The sequence below is a fragment of the Lysinibacillus irui genome, from assembly GCF_028877475.1.
Lineage (GTDB): Bacteria > Bacillota > Bacilli > Bacillales_A > Planococcaceae > Lysinibacillus > Lysinibacillus irui.
Map to the genome: position 1 here is coordinate 3645164 of NZ_CP113527.1, position 24504 is coordinate 3669667.

26 protein-coding genes are annotated in these 24504 nt (G+C 37.9%); 1 reads left to right on the forward strand and 25 read right to left on the reverse strand.

Annotated features, from left to right (window positions below; all coding sequences use genetic code 11):
• Positions 1 to 30: 30 nt before the first annotated feature.
• The 22 genes from hisIE to OU989_RS18465 form a co-directional block, all read right to left on the reverse strand.
• The gene (gene hisIE, locus OU989_RS18360; RefSeq protein ID WP_274794392.1) at positions 31 to 648 is read right to left on the reverse strand and encodes a bifunctional phosphoribosyl-AMP cyclohydrolase/phosphoribosyl-ATP diphosphatase HisIE; all 618 of its coding nucleotides are present in this window, start codon (positions 646 to 648) and stop codon (positions 31 to 33) included.
• Positions 645 to 1406: an imidazole glycerol phosphate synthase subunit HisF gene (hisF, locus tag OU989_RS18365; protein WP_274794393.1), complete on the reverse strand. Its 762-nt coding sequence runs from the start codon at positions 1404 to 1406 to the stop codon at positions 645 to 647. Before hisF ends, hisIE begins: the two co-directional genes overlap by 4 nt.
• Positions 1400 to 2032, reverse strand: a complete 633-nt coding sequence (hisH, locus tag OU989_RS18370) for an imidazole glycerol phosphate synthase subunit HisH (protein WP_274794394.1) — start codon at positions 2030 to 2032, stop codon at positions 1400 to 1402. The genes hisF and hisH overlap by 7 nt, the downstream gene beginning before the upstream one ends.
• Positions 2029 to 2628, reverse strand: coding sequence for an imidazoleglycerol-phosphate dehydratase HisB (gene hisB / locus OU989_RS18375; protein ID WP_274794395.1), 600 nt, complete (start codon positions 2626 to 2628; stop codon positions 2029 to 2031). Before hisB ends, hisH begins: the two co-directional genes overlap by 4 nt.
• 4 nt (positions 2629 to 2632) lie before the next feature.
• Complete coding sequence (hisD, locus tag OU989_RS18380; protein WP_274794396.1) at positions 2633 to 3907, reverse strand: histidinol dehydrogenase; 1275 nt, start codon at positions 3905 to 3907, stop codon at positions 2633 to 2635.
• A gap of 32 nt (positions 3908 to 3939) precedes the next feature.
• A complete protein-coding gene (hisG, locus tag OU989_RS18385) occupies positions 3940 to 4584 on the reverse strand; it encodes an ATP phosphoribosyltransferase (RefSeq protein ID WP_274794397.1) in 645 nt (214 codons plus the stop codon).
• On the reverse strand, positions 4577 to 5749 hold the full coding sequence (locus tag OU989_RS18390) for an ATP phosphoribosyltransferase regulatory subunit (protein WP_274794398.1): 1173 nt from the start codon (positions 5747 to 5749) through the stop codon (positions 4577 to 4579). The genes hisG and OU989_RS18390 overlap by 8 nt, the downstream gene beginning before the upstream one ends.
• 331 nt (positions 5750 to 6080) lie before the next feature.
• Positions 6081 to 6623, reverse strand: a complete 543-nt coding sequence (locus OU989_RS18395) for an acyltransferase (protein WP_274794399.1) — start codon at positions 6621 to 6623, stop codon at positions 6081 to 6083.
• Positions 6624 to 6628: 5 nt separating this feature from the next.
• The gene (gene ppaX, locus OU989_RS18400; protein ID WP_274794400.1) at positions 6629 to 7270 is read right to left on the reverse strand and encodes a pyrophosphatase PpaX; all 642 of its coding nucleotides are present in this window, start codon (positions 7268 to 7270) and stop codon (positions 6629 to 6631) included.
• A gap of 15 nt (positions 7271 to 7285) precedes the next feature.
• Positions 7286 to 8107 (reverse strand): prolipoprotein diacylglyceryl transferase, encoded by an 822-nt coding sequence (gene lgt / locus OU989_RS18405; protein WP_274794401.1) that lies wholly within the window; start codon positions 8105 to 8107, stop codon positions 7286 to 7288.
• 51 nt (positions 8108 to 8158) lie between these two features.
• Positions 8159 to 9094 (reverse strand): HPr(Ser) kinase/phosphatase, encoded by a 936-nt coding sequence (gene hprK / locus OU989_RS18410; RefSeq protein ID WP_274794402.1) that lies wholly within the window; start codon positions 9092 to 9094, stop codon positions 8159 to 8161.
• Positions 9095 to 9216: 122 nt separating this feature from the next.
• Complete coding sequence (gene cccB / locus OU989_RS18415) at positions 9217 to 9534, reverse strand: cytochrome c551 (RefSeq protein WP_274794403.1); 318 nt, start codon at positions 9532 to 9534, stop codon at positions 9217 to 9219.
• 48 nt (positions 9535 to 9582) lie between these two features.
• The gene (locus OU989_RS18420; protein WP_274794404.1) at positions 9583 to 10425 is read right to left on the reverse strand and encodes a YitT family protein; all 843 of its coding nucleotides are present in this window, start codon (positions 10423 to 10425) and stop codon (positions 9583 to 9585) included.
• Between the two features lie 169 nt (positions 10426 to 10594).
• Complete coding sequence (locus OU989_RS18425) at positions 10595 to 11824, reverse strand: EAL and HDOD domain-containing protein (protein WP_274794405.1); 1230 nt, start codon at positions 11822 to 11824, stop codon at positions 10595 to 10597.
• Between the two features lie 149 nt (positions 11825 to 11973).
• Positions 11974 to 12618, reverse strand: coding sequence for a VTT domain-containing protein (locus tag OU989_RS18430; protein ID WP_274797377.1), 645 nt, complete (start codon positions 12616 to 12618; stop codon positions 11974 to 11976).
• Positions 12619 to 12870: 252 nt separating this feature from the next.
• Complete coding sequence (locus OU989_RS18435) at positions 12871 to 14418, reverse strand: fatty acid--CoA ligase family protein (RefSeq protein WP_274794406.1); 1548 nt, start codon at positions 14416 to 14418, stop codon at positions 12871 to 12873.
• Between the two features lie 142 nt (positions 14419 to 14560).
• Positions 14561 to 16495 (reverse strand): FtsX-like permease family protein, encoded by a 1935-nt coding sequence (locus tag OU989_RS18440; RefSeq protein WP_274794407.1) that lies wholly within the window; start codon positions 16493 to 16495, stop codon positions 14561 to 14563.
• A complete protein-coding gene (locus OU989_RS18445) occupies positions 16467 to 17243 on the reverse strand; it encodes an ABC transporter ATP-binding protein (protein ID WP_274794408.1) in 777 nt (258 codons plus the stop codon). Before OU989_RS18445 ends, OU989_RS18440 begins: the two co-directional genes overlap by 29 nt.
• A gap of 12 nt (positions 17244 to 17255) precedes the next feature.
• Complete coding sequence (locus tag OU989_RS18450; RefSeq protein WP_274794409.1) at positions 17256 to 17681, reverse strand: hypothetical protein; 426 nt, start codon at positions 17679 to 17681, stop codon at positions 17256 to 17258.
• Positions 17682 to 17692: 11 nt separating this feature from the next.
• Positions 17693 to 18676: a sensor histidine kinase gene (locus OU989_RS18455; protein ID WP_274794410.1), complete on the reverse strand. Its 984-nt coding sequence runs from the start codon at positions 18674 to 18676 to the stop codon at positions 17693 to 17695.
• On the reverse strand, positions 18676 to 19380 hold the full coding sequence (locus OU989_RS18460) for a response regulator transcription factor (RefSeq protein WP_274794411.1): 705 nt from the start codon (positions 19378 to 19380) through the stop codon (positions 18676 to 18678). The genes OU989_RS18455 and OU989_RS18460 overlap by 1 nt, the downstream gene beginning before the upstream one ends.
• 100 nt (positions 19381 to 19480) lie before the next feature.
• Positions 19481 to 20473 carry a lipoate--protein ligase gene (locus OU989_RS18465; protein WP_274794412.1) on the reverse strand — a complete coding sequence of 331 codons (993 nt, stop codon included), beginning with the start codon at positions 20471 to 20473 and terminating at the stop codon, positions 19481 to 19483.
• Positions 20474 to 20617: 144 nt separating this feature from the next.
• On the opposite strand from OU989_RS18465, the gene yhfH reads away from it, so the two are divergent.
• Positions 20618 to 20743 carry a protein YhfH gene (yhfH, locus tag OU989_RS18470; RefSeq protein WP_004230455.1) on the forward strand — a complete coding sequence of 42 codons (126 nt, stop codon included), beginning with the start codon at positions 20618 to 20620 and terminating at the stop codon, positions 20741 to 20743.
• Positions 20744 to 20963: 220 nt separating this feature from the next.
• On the opposite strand, the gene OU989_RS18475 is transcribed toward yhfH, so the two are convergent.
• The 3 genes from OU989_RS18475 to OU989_RS18485 form a co-directional block, all read right to left on the reverse strand.
• A complete protein-coding gene (locus tag OU989_RS18475; protein ID WP_274794413.1) occupies positions 20964 to 23153 on the reverse strand; it encodes a YhgE/Pip domain-containing protein in 2190 nt (729 codons plus the stop codon).
• 131 nt (positions 23154 to 23284) lie between these two features.
• On the reverse strand, positions 23285 to 23857 hold the full coding sequence (locus OU989_RS18480; protein WP_274794414.1) for a TetR/AcrR family transcriptional regulator: 573 nt from the start codon (positions 23855 to 23857) through the stop codon (positions 23285 to 23287).
• A gap of 120 nt (positions 23858 to 23977) precedes the next feature.
• Positions 23978 to 24502, reverse strand: a complete 525-nt coding sequence (locus OU989_RS18485; RefSeq protein ID WP_274794415.1) for a FixH family protein — start codon at positions 24500 to 24502, stop codon at positions 23978 to 23980.
• Positions 24503 to 24504 lie beyond the last annotated feature (2 nt).

The following is a 24504-nucleotide window of genomic DNA, read 5'->3' on the forward strand; positions in this document are numbered from 1 at the left end:
CTATTATACCATACAATCAATAATATGCTGTTATTTCTCCTCGTGACGTTTTTCCAACACATGTAGTACATCATAAATACTTACCTTTTGTTCTTGCAGTAAAACGAGAAGGTGATACAGCAGATCAGCTGCCTCCCATTTTACTTCCTCAGCATCTCGATTTTTAGCCCCTATGACAACCTCCGTCGCTTCTTCTCCAACCTTTTTACAGATTTTATCAATACCCTTATCAAATAAATATGTAGTATATGCTCCCTCTGGCATTTCCTGCTCACGCTTTTCAATCACACGTGCAAGTTTAGAGATAATGTCCACGGAGCCTACCTTATCATATTGTTGAATAACCTCCGTAAAGCAAGAAGTTGTACCGTTATGACAGGCTGGTCCAGCTGGTAGAACTTCCACCACTAAGGCATCTTGATCACAGTCTGCCTTTATGGATACTACTTGTTGCGTATGACCACTTGTAGCCCCTTTATGCCAAAGCTCTTGGCGCGAACGAGAATAAAACCAAGTTTCTCCTGATTGAATTGTTTTAGCCAATGACTCTTGATTCATATAAGCTACCGTTAGCACTTCTTTTGTATTGGCATCTTGTACAACAGCTGTAACAAGACCTCGCTCATCGAATTGGATGTTCTCTATCATCTTATTGCCACTCCTTTTTCACGTAGGTATTCTTTTACTTGTGCTACGCTTGTTTCCTTGTAATGGAAGATCGAAGCTGCCAGTGCAGCATCTGCATCTACCTCTTGTGCTAATACTTCGTAAAAATGCTCGGCATGTCCTGCTCCACCACTAGCAATAACCGGGACTGTTACTGCCTCTCGTACCGCTTTTGTTAAAGCTAAATCAAAACCGGACTTTTCTCCATCTTGATTCATGCTTGTTAATAAAATTTCACCTGCTCCTAAACGTACAGCTTCCTTTGCCCAATCAATAGCCGACCAAGCTGTTTTGTTACGCCCACCATGTGTATAAACCATCCACGTGCCGTCCACTTCACTATAGCGAGCATCAATTGCTACTACGATACATTGTGCACCAAAGAAATCGGAGCCTTCTTGGATAAGGGCTGGTCGCTCCAAAGCAGAAGTATTGATTGATACTTTATCAGCACCCGCACGTAAAATACGTTTCATATCATCCAATGTACGAATACCACCACCTACTGTAAAAGGAATGGCAAGTGTAGCAGCTGTTTGACGAACAACGTCTACCATCGTTTGGCGACCTTCATGTGAAGCAGAAATATCTAGAAAGACAAGCTCATCTGCCCCTTGTTCATCATAGAACTGCGCAAGCTCTACTGGATCACCTGCATCACGAATAGATTCAAATTGTATGCCCTTTACAACCCGACCTTCCTTCACATCAAGACATGGGATAATACGTTTCGTTAGCATACTTTCACACCTTTCAGCCATTGCTCTAATAAATAAATACCTAGTTCCCCTGACTTTTCAGGGTGAAATTGCATGCCTGTCACGGAACCATTTGTCACAATACCTGGCACTTTCATGCCATAATAATCTGCATAGGCAACAAGCTCTGATTCCTCTATATTTTTTGCATAATAGGAATGAACAAAATAAACATGCTTCGCTGCTATTTCATTGTTCAACCATGCCGGCTGATTCGTTAATATCAGCTCATTCCACCCCATATGTGGCACCCGGTATAGCTGGTCTTCTGTCATACCGGTAAAGCGGGTAATACACCCTTTAAAAAATCCTAACCCTTTTGTTGGCGTTACTTCATCACTTTGCTCAAATAATAATTGCATGCCTAGACAAATTCCCAATAAGGGGCGATTTTCGCTATACGCCTTTTGTAAATAACAATCTAGCTTTGTTTCTGCTAATCGCTTTCTAGCATCAGGGAATGCGCCAACTCCTGGTAATAAAAGCGCATCTGTCGTATCTAGCATCTTTTCATCAGCAGACACAACAACCTCACAACCTAGTCGCTTTAATGCCTGTTCTACACTAAATAAATTACCCATACCATAATCAATCACGCCTATTTTCACGTTAACAGCCCCTTAGTCGATGGTACACCTTTAACACGTGGATCAATTTCTACTGCAGCATCAATAGCACGTGCTAGTGCTTTGAAAATTGCCTCAATAATATGATGTGTATTGTTTCCATAAGGTACTATAACGTGAACATTCATACGTGCTTCTAGCGCAAATTTCCATAAAAATTCATGCACTAACTCTGTATCAAACGTCCCTACTTTTTCTTTTAATGGTGGCACTCGATACTCTAAATGTGGTCGATTGGAGCAATCTACTACAACCTGTGCTAGTGCGTCATCCATCGGCACAAATGCTGTACCATAGCGTTTAATACCTTTTTTATCACCAAGTGCTTCACGAATAGCTTGGCCTAAGACAATACCAAGATCTTCTGTTGTATGATGATCGTCGATGTAAGTATCACCATTCGCTTGGATGGTTCCATTAAATAGTCCATGCTTGATAAATAAATCTAACATATGGTCCATAAATCCAACACCTGTTTGAATAGTTGCTTGGCCTTCACCATCTAAATCAATTGCTACTGTAATTTGCGTTTCATTTGTGGTACGTTCTACTTTTGCATATCGTTTCTTTTCTACCATTGTCCTATTCCTTCTCCCATCCGCGTGATTCAACTGCACGCGCATGACCCTCTAAGCCTTCCATACGCGCTAGACGTGCAATTTTCGGTGCATTTTCTTCCCATGTTTTTCCGCTATAATAAACAATACTTGATTTTTTCACAAAATCATCAACACTTAAGCCACTTGCAAAACGAGCCGTGCTATTGGTTGGTAACACATGATTTGTCCCTGCAAAGTAATCTCCAACAGGCTCTGAGCTGTATCGGCCAATAAATATACCACCCGCATGTCTTACTTGCTCAGCAATAACTTCTGCATTTTCTGTAAGAATTTCTAAATGCTCAGGTGCTAACGTGTTAATCGCTTCCACTGCATCTGCTAAAGTGTCAGCAACATAAATTGCTCCGAATTTTTCTATGGAAGCCCGTGCCACTTCTTGACGTGGTAAAGTCTTCAATTGCTTGTCTACTTCCTCAGCAACCTTTTTCGCTAGTTGTTCCGAAGTCGTTACGAGGATGGCACAAGCTAATACATCATGCTCTGCCTGTGATAAAAGATCCGCAGCAATTTCATCAGCGTAGGCTGTGTCGTCAGCCAACACCGCAATTTCACTAGGTCCCGCAATCATATCAATCGCTACTTCACCAAACACCTCCCGTTTGGCCAGAGCCACGAAAATATTGCCAGGGCCTGTAATTTTATCGACTGGAGCAATTGTTTCTGTACCGTATGCAAGTGCAGCAATCGCTTGTGCTCCACCAACTTTATAGATTTCATTTATGCCTAAAAGATGAGCTGCTACAAGTACACCTGCTGGTAATTTTCCGCTCTGATTAGCAGGAGAAGTAATGACAATACGCTGCACGCCTGCAACCTGAGCCGGAATCACATTCATTAATACCGATGATGGATATGCTGCAGTACCACCTGGAACATACAACCCTACTGCATCCAAAGCAGTCACTCGTTGTCCTAACCAAGAACCATCTCCCAACTCCATATGGTAGCCTGTACGTATTTGTTGTTCATGGTATAATCGAATATTTTCAGCAGCCTCTGCTAAATCGCTATACAGTTGTTGATCAAGAGCATTTACGGCTTCTGCAATTTCCTTCTCTGTAACACGCAAGCTTTCAGGAGCATAGCCATCCCATTTTTCAGTATAGAATCGTAACGCTGCATCTCCCTGTTTCTTCACCTCAGATAAGACTTGTCTCACAACATTTAGCTGTTCCTCATTTCCTCCTTCAAGTGGCCTTTTTAAAGAAATACCTTTTGCAAGCTTTGTTATTTTCATCGAATTAAACCCCTTTAGTCCCTTATATGTAACTAAATTTGATTATTTTTGTGCTCATTCACACATTTTTTCAATCGCTTGACAAGATCCATAATACGCTCACCCTTCATACGATAACTTACAGGGTTTGCTATTAATCGTGAAGAAACGGCAGTAATAAATTCGTACTCTACTAAACCATTTTCTTTTAGTGTACGGCCAGTAGAAACAATATCGACAATACGATCCGCTAAACCAATCATCGGTGCTAATTCAATAGATCCATTAAGTTCGATAATTTCTACTTGCTCTCCAATTCCCTTATAATATTTCATAGCGATATTCGGATATTTCGTAGCAATTCGAGGTGCAATTTCATTCATTGATGTATTTGGTAAACCTGCAGATGCGATATAGCAATTACTAATTTTTAAATCGAGTAATTCATGAACCTCACGCTGCTGTTCTAACAAAACATCCTTTCCAGCAATCCCAATATCAGCAACACCATGTTCAACATAGACAGGAACGTCCATTGGCTTTGATAAAATAAAGCGAATTTTTTCCTCTGGTATTTCAATCATTAATTTACGTGACATTTCTACTTCTGCTGGTAAATTAAAGCCTGCCTCTAATAGCATTCGATACGCCTCTTCAAAGATTCGCCCTTTTGGCATTGCAATCGTTAATTCATTCACTGCCAATTTCCTCCTGTCCTACAACCACCACTTCAGTAAAGTAAGCTAAATAGGCTGCTTCATCTACTAGGCTGCTACGTAACTGTAAAGTAGCCAATTTCCCTGCTGCTCGCAATGCTTTGACCTTTAACAATGCTGCCTCGAATTGTTCTTCCTCAAAGAGCACAACGGTTGCTTCCTGTTGTTTCTCTGACTCCCCATTTAACGTTTCTAATAATCGGTCAACTCGAATGCTAAAACCTGTCGCACCAACCTTTGAACCAAATACCCCTAGCAAGCCATCATAACGGCCACCATTCCCTAACGGAAAACCGCTCCCTACCGCAAATACTTCAAAAAGCATGCCAGTGTAATAGCTCATATGACTCGAAAGTGTGAAATCAAAAGTAACATGTTCAGCTAAGTCAGCCATTTCTAGTAGCTGAGCAAGCTGCTGCATATACTCTAACGCATCATTTTTACGTACATATTTTTCAATATCCCGAATATCCCTTACATTCATTGCTTCTTCTATAAACTGGAGGAGAGCATCGGTTTTAGCTTTTGGCAAATCAAATGACTCCACCGCTTCTTCAAACCCTACATAATTCCGTTGGACAAGCAAAGCTCTTAGTATTGCTTGTTGCTCGTTACTCTCTGTGTAATCTTGTAAAATGCAATGAAGGATGCCTGCATGACCAATTGTCACTTTAAATTCCTCTAATTTAAAATGCTTCAATAGCTCCATTGCTGTAACAATGACTTCTGCATCAGCAAATACGGATTGATCACCTATTAACTCAATCCCCATCTGGTCGAACTCTGCTGGTCTTCCTCCCTCAGCTTCTTGAGCACGAAAAACACTTGCGAAATACGCAAGGCGTAGTGGAATCATTTCTTTCAATAATTTCGATGTTGCTACTCGAGCAATAGGCGTTGTCATATCTGGTCGCAATACTAGTGTGTTCCCCTGACTATCCACCAATTTAAATAAATGAGCATCCGCTATCGCTGAAGCTTTCCCGACCGTATCGAAATATTCCACAGCAGGTGTTTTAATAAACTCATAACCCCTTTTATATAAAAAGTCTCTGCCTGCATGTCTAACGGCTTCAACCTTCTCATAGATTTGCGGGAATGTATCACGCATTCCAAGTGGTTTTTCAAACATTTTTAATGAAGACATATGGTCACATCCTTATATCACACTTTAATTCACTAGAGTATTAGAGAATTAGATTATGAAAGAATTCTAACTTATTTTGCTTAAACAGTCAACGTTATCTTCTCTATTTTCACAATCTTTAAATACTTATTTTTCTGTTAATTATATACATTGTATGGTGTACGAACCCATAACATCATTTCTTTAAATTTAAACAATATGTGTATTTGGACTATATTATGACGAAGCACTTTCATGGACCATCACAATAAAAGCTATGCCTACAAGTGTTCTGGATAGCCTTTATACTAAAAAAACTCACGAAGTATGTCTCCATACAACGTGAGTTTTTCTACTTTTGTGGCGTACTCCACTCTACAACTTCATTACGCTTACGCTCTGCCATTTGTTCAGCAGTATAAATAATTCTCATAGGGTTTCCTCCTGCTAAACAACCTGCTGGTACATCCTTATGTACGAGGGAGGCGGCTGAAACAATAGCACCATCTCCAATTGTTACACCAGGTAAAATCGTTGAATTTGCTCCAATCATGACTTCATTACCAATATGAACATCACCTAAACGGTATTCTTCTATTAAATATTCATGCGCTAAAATGGTCGTATTAAAACCAATTACCGTATTTTCTCCAATGAAAATACGTTCAGGAAACATAGTGTCTGGCATAACCATCAACGCTAATGAAGTTCGCTCGCCAATTGTCATATTTAAAAATGTACGATATAACCAGTTTTTCACACGTAAAAATGGTGTGAAGCGTCCGATTTGAATGACAATGAAACACTTCATCACCTTCCAAAAGGACACCGTGTCATAAATATTCCAAAGCGAATTAGCTCCTTCAACACGGTAACGTTCTGTTTTACGCGCCATCTAACTTACCCCTCTTTCACAATATCAAATAAATCCGTCATATGCTGAAGCATATATTCTGGTTGATATTGCTGTAAGTATGCCTCACCTTTAATCGCCCAAGCAACACCTGCTGCTCTTACTCCTGCACGATGACCCGCTTCAATATCATGCGAATTATCTCCAATCATAATTGCGTCTTCCTTGTCTATCCCTAAGCGCTCCAAAGCTAGTAGGACTGGCTCTGGATCAGGCTTTACATTTTTCACATCGTCTGTGCCAATACGGACATCAAATAGATGTGTAGCACCTAGTATTGAAAGTCCTCGATCAATGGTATCATTACGTTTCGTCGAAACAATGGCCAAGCGAATACCTTGTGCTTTTAATTGTTCTAGCGTTGTTACTACATCAGGGTATTGGCTCACAAGTTCATCATGATGTTCTATATTCCAAGCGCGATATTTTGCTATTAAAGCCTCCTCTTCACCTGGAGCAATGTCATTAAATGTCTGTTTCAGGGATGGACCAATGAATTTCAAGCAGTCTTTTGGCGAATATTGCCCGGGAAATCGCTCATTTAACACATGCATAAATGTTTGAATGATTAAATCATTTGTATTAAGTAAAGTTCCATCAAAGTCGAATAGTAGAGCTTTTACAGCCATATTTTTTACATCCCCTTATTTGTTATCCAAGTATTTCACGGCTGGTTTTACCTTTATTCTGCGATAAATAATCGCTCCAAGTCCAACGATAATCCCAATAATAGATACAACCTGCGCTGAGCGTAAATCGCCTACAAGATACAGACTATCTGTACGCATTCCTTCAATAAAGAAACGACCAATTGAATACCAAATTAAATAACTAAAGAAAATTTCCCCACGATTTAAATTTACTTTGCGTAAAACAAGTAAAATAATAAGCCCAATAAGGTTCCAGACGGATTCATATAAAAACGTCGGATGTACATATGAACCTAATTCTTCGATATACATTTGATTGATAATCCAATCTGGCAGCATGAGATTTTCTAAAAATGCTTTAGATACCTCTCCACCATAGGCCTCTTGGTTCATAAAGTTGCCCCATCGACCAATAATCTGACCGATTAAAATACTTGGTGCTGCAATATCCGCTACTCGTAAAAAGCTTACATTTTTTATACGAGTATATATGTAAGCTGTGACAAATGCCCCGATGAGGGCACCATGAATGGCAATACCGCCATTCCATATTTCAATGATTTTCCCGGGATTTTCACTATAGTAATCCCATCGCATTGACACATAGTAAATACGTGCACAGATGATGGATATTGGCACTGCCCATAATAACAAGTCTGCAAGGAAGTCTTCAGGCAATCCTCTCTTAACAGCCTCTCTCTGCCCGACAACATAGGCTAAAATGATTCCCGACACAATCAGCAATCCATACCAACGCACTGGAATTGGCCCTAAATGGAAAGCAATCGGGTTAATCTGTAATAGTAATAAATCCATCTTCTACCCCTCTCAATATGTCATTAATCATGGATGGTTTGTTTGTTTGTATTAATCGTCTAACACATCATTCGACGAAATGACTTCATCTAAGCGTCTTGAAAATTCCTCAGCTGCATTAACTCCCATTTTCTTCAAGCGATAATTCATCGCAGCTACTTCAATAATAACGGAGACATTGCGCCCTGGGCGTACTGGGATTGTTAATTTTGTCAGCTCAGTATCAATTATTTTCATTTTCTCTTCTTCTAAGCCTAATCGATCATAAACTTTTTGCGGGTCCCAAATTTCCAGCTCAATGATCAGTGTAATACGTTTATATGGACGCACTGCACTCGCACCAAATAGTGTCATAATGTCAATAATCCCAATACCACGTATTTCTAATAAATGCTCCAACAAAGGTGGTGGACTACCAATTAATAAGTTTTCCGATTCTTGACGAATTTCTACACAGTCATCTGCTACTAATCGATGACCCTTTTTTACAAGCTCAAGTGCTGTTTCACTTTTACCTACGCCACTTTTCCCAATAATTAAAATACCAATTCCATACACATCGACGAGTACACCATGGGCTGCTGTCATTGGTGCTAGGCGTCCCTCTAAGTAGTTTGTCAATCTACTCGAAAATTTTGTTGTCGTCATATGTGTTTTAAAAACTGGAACATGCTTTTCGTTGGAAGCTTGTATAAGCTCCTCTGGCACTTCTAAATCTCGAGAAATAATAATAGCAGGCGTATCTTGCGAACAAAGCAAACGCATACGCTCTAGCTTGACATCTGCTGGCAGCATTTCAAAAAAAGATAGCTCTGTTTTGCCAAGCAATTGTACACGATTAGCAGGATAATGTGTAAAATAACCTGCCATTTCAAGTCCAGGTCTTGAAATATCACTTGTCACTATTGTTCTGCCGATCCCTTCCTCACCAGCTAATAACTCTAACTTAAATTTCTCCATAACATCTCTTGTTAATACTACGACCAATGAAAAAGCCTCCAATCAATGGATAAGGTTCTCCTTATTTTAGCATGTCTATGTATAAAAGAAATGTATTTACTCTTAACAAAAAAACTAGCGGCTCTCCAGTCCGCTAGTTTTGAATAGTATTATTTCTGAGTAGCTAACCATTTAGCAACTGCCTCAGCATCTGCCCCTTTAACAACTCCAGGAGGCATGCCACCTTTACCATTATTAATAATATCTAAAATTTCTGATTCTGATAAACGAGAACCTACATCGTTTAATGCTGGTCCAGTCGCACCTTGTAGCTCGCCACCATGACAAGAAACACAAGATTTCATAGCAATTGCTTCACCATCCGGAGCAGCGGCACTTTCATTGTTAGTTGCCTCTTTATCTCCGCCGCCACATGCAGCTAAAAAGATTGCTGATCCGAACACTAATGTTAACATTGCTTTTTTCATTAGTACCCCTCCTCATAATAATTATCTTACGCCGCCATTATACCAAAATTATGCACGTTTGAAACCTTCTCCTAATACCTCATACGCATCAGAAACGATAACAAACGCTGATGGGTCAACGCTTTTAATGAGTTGTTTCAGCTTTGTGAATTCTGTTTGATAAACAACAACCATAAGAACTGGTCGTGCTTCTCCCGTATAACCTCCGATGGCTTGTAACTTCGTGACTCCACGATTGATTTCAGCATAAATGGCTTGCCGAACTTCATCTTGTTTCACCGTAATAATATAGACCATTTTAGATTGACTAAAACCTAGCTGAATGATATCAATTGTTTTTGTCGTTACATAAAGTCCAATCAGGGCATACAAACCTTTCTCTAAATCAAAAACAACTGCTGCACTAATCGCAATGATTCCATCTATTAATAGCACACTCGTACCAAGCGATAATCCAGTAAATTTCGTAATGATTTGCGCTAGTAAATCAGTGCCACCAGTTGAAGCATTCCCTTTAAAGACCAGTCCTATTCCTAATCCAACAACAATTCCACCAAAAAGAGCTCCAAGTAAAGAATTATCAGTCCAAGGTTCCCAGCTATTTGTTAACAAGACAATAAACGGTAACGTAATCGTACCGATAAATGATTTAATACCAAATTTTTTGCCCAGCAACAACACTCCAGCAATAAATAGTGGAATATTAAACGCATATTGAACAATTCCCGGATTCCAACCAAATAAACCATGCAAAATCGTACTAATTCCACTGACCCCACCTGAAGCGACTTGATTTGGTAATAAAAAGACATTAAAACCAATAGCTATTATTGCCGCTCCTACTATCACATACACATACTCCACAATGCTTTCTCTCACATCATGCTTCATTTCCCCACGCCCACTTCAACTATCAGAATTTTTTAAAGACGTGATGATTATAGCAAATACTTTTCACATTGAGAACTTCATCTTGATGAAGAAAGCACTGTCTTGTAGACATACAAAAGAAGCTAACTCACCTGAAAATAAGATAGCTTCTTAATAAGAGTACAGTCATTTAAAATGATTTTTCTGCCCATTCCATGGCCTCATAATATAATTGATCAATATCAACTAATTGGATATTCAATTGTGTAGCTAGCCCCTCTAATCGCTCCCAGTCTAATTTACTTAAAGCGATACTAAACTCCAAATAAGGTGTCATGTCCGTTTCATTACCTAATATTGTATTCGTGATATCCTCCGAAAATGGAAGCTGGTGTAGAATAGCTTCCATCGGTCTTTGAAGTAATGTATCAATTAGTGAAAACATGCCCACTAAGAAATATTCCGAGAAATTCTTTTTGTAGGAAAGCTTCGCTAATTTCTCACAGACCTTTGCACGGAATAAAGATGTACACATCACTTCTTTAAATAAATCAGAGTCGGCATCTATATCCATTTCTCGCATAGCCAATAAATAAATCCATTTTCGTAAATTCGAAATCCCAAGGAGGACAATGGCTTGTTTAATAGAGCGTACTTTAGATTTTGAGCGCTTAGAAGAATTATTAATCATTTGTAATAATTTATACGTCAATGAGATGTCCCGTTCAATATTTTCTGCTAGTAGTTGAATATTTGGCTCTTCTTCTTTTAGTAATGAGATGATATGAATGTATTGGATCGTATTCGCTGGAATGTCTGTTGCGTGTATTATTTGAGGTTGTTCAAAAAAATAGCCTTGAAACAATACATACCCAGAGGATTTAGCCACTTCAAATTGATGGCGAGTTTCTACTTTTTCAGCGAGTAATTGAATATGTGGAAATCTTTCCTTTACTTCACTTTCAATCTCCATTCTTTTTACGATAGATGAAGCTAAAAAGTCTACTTTAATATAGTCGACTTGTTCGAACAGTTCATCATAAACTTCTACATGTTCTTCCATAATAAAATCATCTAATGCTATTTGGAATCCATGTTTTTTCAGCTCAATCACCCGTTCAACTAACTGTGGGGTAAGCGGAACATCTTCTAATATCTCAATCACAACCTGTGAGGGATTTAAAAATTCATGAATTGAGCTCATCAATAAGTTTTCTGTAAAATTAACAAAACCCGGTTTACCTTTTGTTACTTCTTCAAAACCAATTGAAAGAAATGAGTTCACAAGTACGTCAATAGTTGCTGCATCTGAATCAACCATTGGAAAGGCATTTACGTTTTTGCCACGATATAATAATTCATACGCAACAACCTGCTCATGAAGATTAAAGATAGGCTGTCTGCCAATAAATACTTCCATTTCGATACCCCCATTTCTCCATATTCTAGTAATTCTAAGTATAGCATTTTTTACAACCTGATGCTTATACTTCAATATAATTTAACACGGTCCTACTAATCCAAAAAAAGACAGTCCAAGTGATTTTTTCATCACAAGGACTGTCCTTATTATTTACCAACTTTGGATTTAATGGCTCCGATTACTGCAGGTACAACAGAGATAAAGATAATCAATATAAGTACTATTGAGAAGTTATCTTTGATAATAGGAATATTCCCAAAGAAATAGCCTAGTAATGTACAGCTGAAAACCCATAAAACGGCACCAAGAATATTATAAAGAAGGAAGTAGCTATAGTTCATTTTACTTGCACCGGCTACAAACGGAATGAATGTACGAATAAATGGCATAAAACGGGCTATAACAATCGTTTTCCCACCATGAGTATTAAAGAATTTTTCTGCTGCCTCCATGCGTTCTTTCTTCACAACTCTACCAAGAAGGCTCTTTGGAGGTATAGATGTTCCTACCTTATGACCAATATGATAGTTCATCGTATCTCCTAAAATAGCTGCTGCTAAAAATACAGGGATTAGAATCCACATATCAAAGGCTCCCATTGCAGCTGCTAGTGTACCACTTGCAAATAGCAATGAATCACCAGGTAAGAACGGGAAAATAACAACGCCTGTCTCTACAAAAACAATCGCAAATAAAATAAGATAACTCCAATTGCCAAAATCACGAATAATTTCTTCTAAATGTACATCAATATGGATAATAAAGCTTATTAACTCTTTAATGAGTTCAATCATGTTTTTGTATGCTCTCTTTCAATAGTATTTTTACTAAAAGCTTTGACGTAGCTCCACATCAAAGGGTTCCAAGTTTTGTACGTCTTTTTACATTACTTCCTCACTATATGACAAGCTCTTGAAAAGTATGTAGAAGATTTCACAAGTTTGATTTTATCACTTACAGATAGTTACGCTCAACTGATTTTACTATTATACGAATAATGTACAAAAAAAGAGCTACCATTTTTCAATAGTAGCTTTTCTCGTTTAAACTTTTTCTTTTAATGAACGACGTAGTATTTTTCCTGTCGTGTTCTTCGGAAGTTCGTCTAAAATCTCGATTACTTTTGGAACTTTATACTTTACCATATGCTTAGCACAATAAGAAAGGAGGTCCTCTGTAGACGTGGCTGCTACTTCTTTTAGTACAACATATGCATGAACGGCTTCCCCTAAGTTAGGATCTGGGAACCCTACAACTGCTGCCTCCACAATATTATTATGGGTAAACAAGACTTCCTCCACTTCTCGAGGATAAACATTATAGCCCCCAACAATAATCATATCTTTTTTGCGATCAACAATATAAAAATACCCTTCCTCATCTACTCTTGCTAAATCTCCTGTATAAAGCCAGCCATCCCGTATCGCCATCGCTGTTTCTTCTGGCATTTTATAATAGCCCTTCATTACGTTAGGACCACGTACAATTAGCTCCCCTACTTCGCCAACAGGCACTTCCTGACCGTTCACATCAACCACTTTATTCTCTACATTACTAATGGAAGTACCAATAGAGCCGGCTTTTCGATCACGATCTAGCGGATTAAAGCATGTAACGGGTGAAGCTTCTGATAAGCCATACCCCTCGGACACACGCACATTAAATTTCTGCTCGAAATTATGTAATAGTGCAACAGGTAAAGAGGCACCACCTGAAATGGCCAAACGAATTGTCGAGAAATCTTCTGGATTGCCCTCAGGTAATTGATATAAGAAATTATACATAGTTGGAACACCAGCAAATACTGTTGCTTTTTGTTCTCTCGCTAGTGCAAAAATTTCTGTAGGACTAAATCTTGGTGTAAGTAAAACTGTAGCTCCGCTTAATAAAGGCGCATTGACTACAACCGTTAAGGCAAATACATGGAATACCGGTAAAGTAGCGATAACACGATCATCCGCCTTAATTCCTAAATAATGGGCAACATCACGAGCATTTGAATAGACATTGCCATGTGTCAGCATGGCACCCTTTGGACTGCCTGTTGTACCAGAAGTATACAAAATGATAGCATTATCGTCATCTGCAACTTCAATAGGCTGTAAAGATTGAGAAGCATTAGCGATAACTTGTGTAAATAAATGTGTCTTTTCTTGTGCTTGTGGTGATAAAGCAGCCACTTTTTCTACTACATCTGGCGTTGTTTCACAAATAACGAATGATGCTACTTGCGGAAAAGCTTGTACACCCTTTTCAACAAGTGGTAGCAAAGCATCCAGCGCAATAACTACTTTTACATCCCCATTATGCAAAATATATGAAATTTCATCAGGTGTATAGATTGGATTGACTGGTATTGCTGTTGCCCCTAAGCGCATTGTTGCATACAAAGCAATTAAATAATGAGGCGTATTGCCGAGTAAAAACGCCACATGATCCCCTTTTTCAACGCCTAAATCTTGTAACCCCTTTGCAAAGCGACCAACTGTAAGCTCAAATTCCCCGTAAGTAGTATCCTTCCCCATAAAATGATACGCAACTTTTTCCGGTTGTTCTGTTGCCTGTTGGTGAACACGTGAAACTAAATTCAATTACACCATCCCCTTATCGTATAAAATGAATCGTTATTCAGTAATATTATATAAGAAATATATCTAAAAGACAATGAGTCTTTTTATTTCATGTCGTAAATTACGTCAAATAATTCATTTTTTGCTCTTTTAAACAAATACATCATGAACGAATATGAGAGATGTAGCGCCAACGAATTAAATAAAAGTAGACGACTTGTATTAACACAAAAAAGCCAAAAGCAAAGAACACTTCTTTTACAATCGAAATATTTGCAATGTCTCTCAAAATGCCCTGAACCATTAGAAAAGCAAAGGCACTATGCATCATCGCAACACCCCATGGTAAGAAGAATTGAGGAAATAAATGACGATTAACAAGCTTTTTAAGCTCTGCATCGGTTAAACCCATACGCTTTAATACATCAAATTTGCGCTTTTCTCGTTCAAGTGACGTATGCAATTTGAAATAGATAAAGCTCCCAGCTGCAAGTAGAAAGACAGTGGCAACTAAAACACCTACTAATGTAAAGAGTGAGTAAGTAGCTAGTATATAAGAATAATTTAATCCAGCATTCTCAAAGTAAAAAGGACTAAATTTATCCTTCTTAATAAAATACAAATTAGACTCTAGATAATCTATATTTTTACCGATTTCCTTAGTCTCCATCCACTGTGGAATCACAAACGTAAATAAATGATAGCTTGGTTGAATAATGTCTTGATCAGCAATTGGACGAACAAGCTTAGCAAAATCTTCATCACTGATGACGATGGAATTGACACTTACAATCGAACCAGGGAATACTATTTTTGGATAGACACTATCAATCGTTATCGGTATATTATTTTCCTCTAGCACGGTATGCACGATTCTATTTTTTAATTTTTTTAGTGAATCCTCTGAATAAGGGATAAACACTGCCTCTCCAGATCCTAAATTCAACAAAGGATAGCTGTAAGAAGAAAGTAAGACATTCATATCGGACTCTCGAAAGACCTCAACCTCATTGCGTGTAAAAGAAGAGGTTTGCTTCACTACAATAAAACGAGAAAGCTGATAGGATAAACCCTTCTCCTCTAATTGTAGCCTTAATGAATTGATATGCTCTCGTTCATATGGATTATCGACATCCCCTTTATAAACGAGCCCCAATGGATTTAGCCGATCATATTGGGTTGTATAGGAGGACATAGTCGCTAAAACACCAACAGATAAAAATGCAAGGGTTGATACCATCGTTACAACGAAAAACATTTTTACATTATCCATCATAATATGAGTTTGTTCAGCAAGAGATAGTAGACGATACCGCTGCCAATGATATTTGCGTTTTCCCCGGGCTAAATCTAAAAAGCAAGGAACGGAATCACTAAAAAAATAATATGTTCCAAATGTTGCGGAAAATGGGATTAACAGGGTTAAACCGATCAAAGAAGTATGTCCTACAACAAACGCTAAAATATATGTCGTTAAAATTAAAGCAACACCATAGACAGCTCGGATTTTTGAATAGGTAGCTAGGCTATTTAAATAATCACTACCTTTTAAAAGATCACGTAATTTTCGCTCTCGTGTGAAGTACACACTAATAAATGAAATTACTACAAACGCACTTGTGAACACTCCAATTGTCAGTAAAAATGGCTCCCAGGAAACGTAAAGGGGTAAATCATCTAAATGCAAAATTTCTCGTACAATCATAAAAAAGAATTTGGAAAACGAGAAGCCAAACACAATCCCTACAATGATGGAGCCAGATCCAATGATCATTGTTTCTAAAAAAACAAGTCGATTCATCTGGCGCTTTTCCATTCCCAAATGCAATAAAATGGCGAATTCTTGGGATCTAGCCTCTAAAAAGGCACTCATGGAATAATATAAAAAGAATAATGTAAAGAGGACGAGTACAATTTCTGCACCCACCATTCCTATCAGGGATACTTCGCCTAATATCCCTCGTTCAATATCTGGATGAAACATTAACATGGAATAGATAAAAAATACAGCCACCGAAAAAAAGCTTGCCATGAAAAAGGCACCATAGATACGGCTGTTCCGCACGACATTACGGTAAGCGAATTGTCGAAAGGTCACCTACTTGCCCTCCTCCTAGTAAGCTCAAAACATTTAATATGCGTTGGAAAAACATTTGACGACGATCATCACGATAAATTTCATTGAAAAATTCACCATCTTTAATGAATAACACTCGATCACAATAGCTTGCTGCAATCGGATCATGCGTGACCATCACAATCGTTGTTTGTTTCTCACGATTAACTTTCGTTAAAAGTTCTAGCACATCACGTGAAGAATTCGAATCTAAATTACCCGTTGGCTCATCTGCTAAAATGAGGCTAGGATTATGAATAAGTGCTCGCCCAATGGCAGTTCTTTGTGCCTGTCCACCAGAAATTTCATTTGGACGTTTATGAAGAAAAGAAGTTAAGTCTAGCTTTTCAACAATACTAGCTAGACGTTCCTCCATTACTTCTAGCGGCTGCTGATCTAAAGTTAATGGCAGCACGATATTTTCTTCAACCGTCAGCATATGCAAAAGATTGAAATCTTGAAAGACAAAACCGAGCTGTCTTCTTCTGAAGTAAGCAAGCTCTGTTGCATTCAGCTTATGTGGATTCATTCCATCCAGTATGATTTCTCCACTTGTCGGTTCATCAATGGTTGAAATAATATTCAGTAATGTTGTTTTACCGCTTCCTGAAGGCCCCATAACAGCTAGAAACTCACCTTCTTCAACATCAAAGCTCAATTGATTTAAAGCACGGTGCGTGACCTTACCTTCATACACTTTCGTCACATCTTTAATTTGTAAAATAGGCATCCTTCATTCACCTTATTTCTTCATTAATTCTAATGGCTGTGGTAAAAGCCACTCTAATACTACCTCAAAGCCAATTTGAAAATGAGGCTCTATCAATGCCATTACGGACTCTTCCTCTACCAAACTAAAGCAATGTTCTCCAATAATGACATCCCAAGCATCCATTTCTCCATCTACAATCTCACCACATACCGTATAATACCCACTGTACATAATCTTTTGATCTTCGACAGGAAATGCATTCAATAATGTCGGTTGTTGTAAGTTTAACCCAAGCATATTTGAAAAATGCAGTAGTTCTACGCCTAGCTTTTCATTTGCTATGAGGAAATTTTGATAAGCTAATGTATCTCCATGTTGCATATGAGTCATATAAAGAGCTTTTGTTTTCTCCTTATCAATCGTTAATACCCAATCTTCAATACGTACTTCTACCATTCTAGCGCCCCCTAGTTTGTAAATGTAACAGTCACAATCGTCCCTTTTCCTACCTCTGACGTAATAGCCAAATCATGTCCTAGTTTTTCACAGATTTCTTTGGCTAAATACAGGCCCATCCCAGTAGATTCCCCTGTTTTTCGCCCATTTTCCCCGGTAAAAAAGGCCTTCGTCACACGTGACAGATCGGAAGCTGGAATTCCAATTCCCTCATCACAAATGGCTAGCTGTACAAAGTCATCCTTCGTTATGGCAGAAATTGTAATTTTTTTATTGGCTTCAAAAGTATATTTCACAGCATTTGTAATAAATTGTCCTAGAATGAAGCGAAGCCATTTTGAATCACTCGCAACAATAAGATTATCGTCTATATGAATTTCTGGGAAAACTCTTTTCGTAATAAATAAACGTTTATTTTCATTAACAGTTGCAGTAACAATTGCTTTAAGCACAACCTGCTCAACTTGCATATCGTCCTCAAAATTTTCTAAACGCGCATTGACTAGTACCATGTCCAAGCCTCTACGCAAGCGATCTATTTCCTCCTGTATATTCTTTTTATCAAGAGGTCGGTCATCCTGTAATAATAGCTCCATTACAGAAATTGGTGTTTTCATTTGATGTACCCATTGATTCATAAACTGATCATGTCTCTTTTGACTGGCATATAATGCATGTAGCTCATGCTGATAAAGACGATACAATTCATGCATATATTTCTCAGTTTGCATAGCTTCTGGCGTCTTCGCATTTTTTTGGAGCACATCCTCCATCGCTGTTGGAAGCTGGGTTATTTTCACTAAGTATCGTTGTCGCATTAAATAACGGACAAGTAAAAAGGAAGCTAATAGTACAAGGCTAATACAAAAGGAATATATAGCCGTATCAATATTTCGGAAACCGTCTAGTCCATAGATGACCATGATAAAGCCAACTAATAAAAGCTGGAACACTATAAATGAAGCATAATCACGTAAAAATAATTTCCAGCCCACTACAGTTCACCCGCACTTAATATAAATCGATAACCAGCGCCACGTACGGTTTCAATAGTTGACGATATGTTATAATCGGTTAATTTTTTACGTACTCGGGTCATATTAACATTCAATGTGTTCTCATCAACAAATGCCTGATCGTCCCACAGCTCCTCTAAAAGTTGCTCACGTGTCACGACTTTTGGCGCATTCCCCATCAGTAATTCTAGAATGATACATTCTTTTTTCTGAAGTGGAATTTCTAAATCATTTTTATGTAGCTCCATTCTTTCTAAATGAAGTACAAGCTGTCCTTGCTTAATTGTCCGCTCCTCTTGCCTTGCTGCATACTCACCATATGTACGGCGTAGATGACTGCGAATTTTAGCTAAAACAATCTCATAGTTGAACGGCTTTGTAATGAAATCGTCTCCCCCATTTTCAAGTGCGAAAATTTGGTCCATTTCTCCTGAGCGAGCAGAAATAAAAATAATTGGGCACGTTGTATGCTGGCGTAGCTGACGACACCAATAGTAGCCATCATAGGCTGGTAAATTTATATCAAGCAGCACCATATGTGGATTAAATGCTGTAAATTCTTCAATAAGATGATCAAATTCTTGAATTGTTGCAACTTCGTATTGATATTTTCTAAGCGTTTCCGCTAGTAACGATGCAATTTTAATATCATCTTCGACTATGAATATTCGATGCTTTTCCATATCAACACTCCTTTCTTTCTATATTGTATCAAAAAAAGGTTCGACGACATAATTGTCAGCGAACCTTTAGGCTAAAATAGTACACGAAACCGAATTTTCCTTAATAAATTAATTGTAAAAAGTCCTCAGTTGAAATTCCACCAAAATATGTAGGAATATCAATGTCTGCTAATACATTAGCAATGGCCGCTCGATCATAGTTTGTCCCAATTAGGCGCTGCTCTATATCAGCCATATCACCTACACCAAAGAAATCACCAAAAATATGTGCTTCTTCAATTACTCCATGGTTCACTTCTAGGCGGATGTCAATACCACCTGTTGGGAAACGATGTGTTTTTTGAATGTTAAAGCGCGGTGATTTCCCAAAGTTCCATTCCCATGTTTGATAACGCTCTGCTGATAGCTTGTGAATATTTGCCCAATCTTCCTCTGTTAACTCATAATAACGAATATTTTCTTCTCCACCGAAAATGGATTTCAAAATCTCAAGGCGAAACTCTTCTATCGTCATGTTCTCCTTTAAAAACTCTGTAATGTTTGCTACTCGGGAACGTATAGATTTAATACCTTTCGATTCAATCTTATCCTTTTTGACTTTTAATGCAGAGACAACCGCATCAATTTCTGTATCGAACATCAATGTGCCGTGGCTGAACATACGCCCTCTTGTAGAAAACTGAGCATTTCCAGAAACTTTACGCCCCTCTGCAAGAATGTCATTGCGTCCTGAAAGCTCTGCATTGACACCCATTTTTGCTAGAGCATCTACCACTGGCTGTGTGAATTTTTTATAATTCATAAAACTATTGCCATCATCATTTGTAATAAAGCTGAAGTTAAGATTCCCTAAATCATGATAAACAGCTCCTCCCCCTGATAAACGGCGCACTACAATAATGCCATTGTCCTCTACATAGTCTGTATTGATTTCCTCAATTGTATTTTGGTTTTTCCCGATGATGATGGACGGTTGATTGATGTAAAAAAGAAGCACAGGCTCTTTCTCAACGTCCATTGTTTTTAACAAATACTCCTCAATAGCAAGATTAATACGTGGATCATGGATCCCTTTATTATCAACGAAAATCATAGTTTACGTTTCCTCCTTCACAAAATATCCATTTTAATTTTAACGTAAATTAGGCATTTTGTGTTGACGAAACGCATCTGTTATAATACACTAGAAAATATAGAAACAGTAATAGTACAGATGAACTTAAAGGAGGAGTCCACAATGTTAGAAAACGTAGTTGAATTTTTCAAGAATTTACCTGCAAAGCAATGTACTGAGTGCGGTGAAAAGATGGAAGAACAAAGCGAATGCTACAGCAACACTTGTGAAAAATGTAACCACCTATAAGCATTTGCCTATTCTGTAATTGTCATATACGTGCCCCACACGTAGCAATATTGACACCCTTCATCATATTTTGATGAACCCTTAATTAAATCTCTTACACTTACAAAACACCAGCTGATACGCTCATATCAGCTGGTGTTTTATGTTGTCGATAAGATTCATTGACAATCCTTTAACATGAACAAAAAGCACTCACCAACTTTGGTGAGTGCTTTATGAATTAGTTTTCTTCTGCTACTTTAGAGTAACGTTTATTGTGAAGTAGCATGAAGTAACCGAAAGTGATTGCTAAGAATGCTACTAAGAATCCAGCTAGAACACCATAGTTTTGCATTAAGAATGATGTATCGCCAGTAGAAATGCTTGATTTAAATGCTTGAACCGTATATGTCATCGGTAATAGCTTGTTAAATACTTGTAATGGTGATGGGATTAATTCTAGTGGGAACGTACCTGCACTTGTTGTTAATTGTAAAATTAACACGACAATTGCCATGAAACGTCCAGGGTCACCAAAAATTGAAACTAGCATTTGAATTAAAGCTAAGAATACATAGCTAGTTAATAATGCTGTTACGATAAAGTAGCCCATATTATTCACTTCAAGTCCTAGACCCCATTTAACAATAACTACCGTTAACAATGTTTGTATTAAACCTACAACTGCTAATACAGTTACTTTACTTGTAAACCAAGTTGCTCCATTTTTTGGGCGAATTGCTGGTTCAACAAGTGGGAACACAATCGAAATTAATAATGCTCCTACGAATAAGCCAAGAGAAATGAAGTATGGTGCGAAACCTGTACCATAGTTAGGAACATGGTTAACAGATTCTTTTTCAACTTCAACTGGACTACCTACCATATCATAAGTGTCTTGATTTGCTTTTACTTCATTTGCTTTTTCACTTGCTTCACCTAATTTGCCAGATAAAGTAGATGTACCATCTGCTAATTCAGTAGAACCATCTGCAAGTGTTGCTGAACCCTGTGCTAGCTCACCAGATTTTGACGCAAGTGTAGAAGTACCTTGATTTAATGTTGTTGTACCACTCGCTAATTCATTTAATCCTGATGCTAACGTTTTTGAACCTGTTACAGCCGTATTCACACCAGCGTGTAATTCACCTAATTTTGCCGCTAATGTCGCATTACCTGCTTGTAAGCCTTTGGCACCTTCCATTAAAGCACTGCTTTTCGCTGTTAATGCATTAGCCCCTGCTAATACTTCTGCTTGACCTGCTGCAATTTGACTTGCACCAGAGCTTACTTGATTAGCACCCGCTTGAAGTTTTTCTGTTCCAGCAGATAATGATGATAAACCATTATGCACACTAGCACTTCCTGCTTGTAGTTCTGTTAATGTTTGTTTTAATACAGCTGCTTGCTCTTCAGGCATTGAAGCCATCATACCTTGTAATTGATTTGCTAGAGCTGTAATACCTTCTTCAACTTTTGCAGAACCAGCTGTAAGTTGATTTGCTGCACCGTTTAAGGCACCTGCATTTTCAGCAATAGATGCTGCCCCTGCACTAATTTGTTGTTGTTTGTCGTTTAAAGTATTTAAACCTGCACCAACTTTTGCAACACCTTGTGTGTATTGCGATAACCCTTGTTCTAGACTAGAAGCACCATTTGCCGCTTGCTGTGCACCTTGTTGTAATTGAACAGTACCATCTTGTAGTTTGACTAAACCACTAGATAAATCATTCGCACCTTTTGCAGCATCTCCAGCACCTTTTGTTAGTTTATCTGTTCCATTAGATAATTCAACTGTACTTGATGCCAATTGCTCTAAGTACCCTTTTAAATCTTTTGCACCATTTGCTACTTTTTGTGCACCCTCATCTAGCTTATGGGAGCCATCTGCCGCCTCTGTAAAGCCATCTCCAAGTGTTGCAATAGAGTCAAATAATTTTTCAGCATAAGTCGCTGATACTTGTGCATTTACTTCTGCCCGTACACGATCCATGGCTGTTTCACCAATTTGAGCACCAAGGAAGTTTAGTCCCTCGTTTGGAATGTAATTCATCACTAATTTTGATGGTTTGTCATCTAATAGCGTTGTAGCATGTTCAGAGAAATTTGTTGGAATTTCTAGAATCATATAATAATCACGACCATTTAAACCTTTTTCAGCCTCATCCTTTGAAACTTCTATAAAGTTAAATTGTTCGCTATCCATCAACTTATCGACTAAGGTGTTCCCTAAATCTAATTTAACGCCATCCATCTCAGCACCAGTATCTTCATTTACAACAGCTACTGGTAGATTAGGCAGCCCTGCATAAGGATCCCAAAACGCCCATAAAAACATACCTGCATACATTACTGGGATAAAGAGCACAGCAATGATTGAGACAAGCATTTTTCTCGTTTTAAAGATCTTCAGCCATTCAGCTTTAATCATATAATATCCTCACTCCTAAACTATTTGACCGAAAACGTCATTTGGTCATTTTCATTCAAAAAAAATAATCAACCTCAACAATTTTGCAAAACTTACTGGATTCAATATTTCTTTATCTGTTAATAATCGAATCAATTTACAATTAAGCCTCGAAAAATGGTTTCCTTAAAAAGATTAAGAATCTTCTCTTCAGGAATCACATCACCGTGTAACTCATGCCAATCGACAACAAAAGCAAGATATGCCTTTAACAATAAGTAACTAACAAGCTCTGCGTCACATTCTCTAATTTCACCTTTATTAATACGTCTTTGTATTAACTCTGCAACATACGATAAAATTTCTGTCTCTATCTGTAGTAGCACCTGTTTAACAGCTGGTGTTCGTAATTCTTTTTCTTCTTCGATAAGCTTTGCAAATAAAAGATGTTTTTCACGGAACTGTAGCATTTTCATTAAAGCATTATGCGCATTATCCATAAAGCTTGCTGATGCATCCAACACTGCATCCGCTTCCGCCTTCATTTCACGTACAAGTGACATTGCAATCTCTTGAAATAAAATTTCTTTATTTGCAAAGAATGTATAAATCGTACCTTTACCGACATTGGCAATTTTCGCCACTTGCTCCATCGTCGTAGCCTTGTAGCCAAACAATGTAAAAGATTTTGCAGCTGCTTCAATAATTTCCTGCCTACGATCCATTAGTAACATCCTTTCTTGTTGGGTTATGTACATCTAACGTACACTTCATAAAAATGACCAGAAAACCATTTCGGTCATCTGGTCATTATCATATTCCTATTTTATAAAAAAAGCAAGCGTTTAATGATGATTTTTTTCATCTTTTTTTTCGTCTTCATGTTCTGTATTATCTGACGAATTATTACTATGATTCATCATGTTATTATCCATGCTGTTATTGGATTTTTCATCCTCTGGTAAAACCTGTGTCATATCAGGGCTTCCAGCAATAATTTGTTGCTTTGGCATATTATGAACACCGTTTGCTGTAGTATGTGCATACATATAGTAAACACCGTCATGATCAAATGTTGTCGATGCTTTATAAACACCATCTTTTTCTAATTTCCCATTAATCATTTGTCCTTCATCACGTTTCCCTGATTCCCAAACCTCAAACTCTACCACAGCATCATCAACATTTTGCCCACCTTGTTCTACATGTGCTGCCAGCTCAATTGTTTCATTAAGCGATACTTCTTTTGGTGTTAAAATTTCTACATCTGGAATTTGCGGCACTTCTGGTTCTGGTAAAGCCTCTTTTTTTTCTCCACATCCTACTAATAATGTAGGTACTGCAATTAGTGCGAATAACCATCTTTTCATCT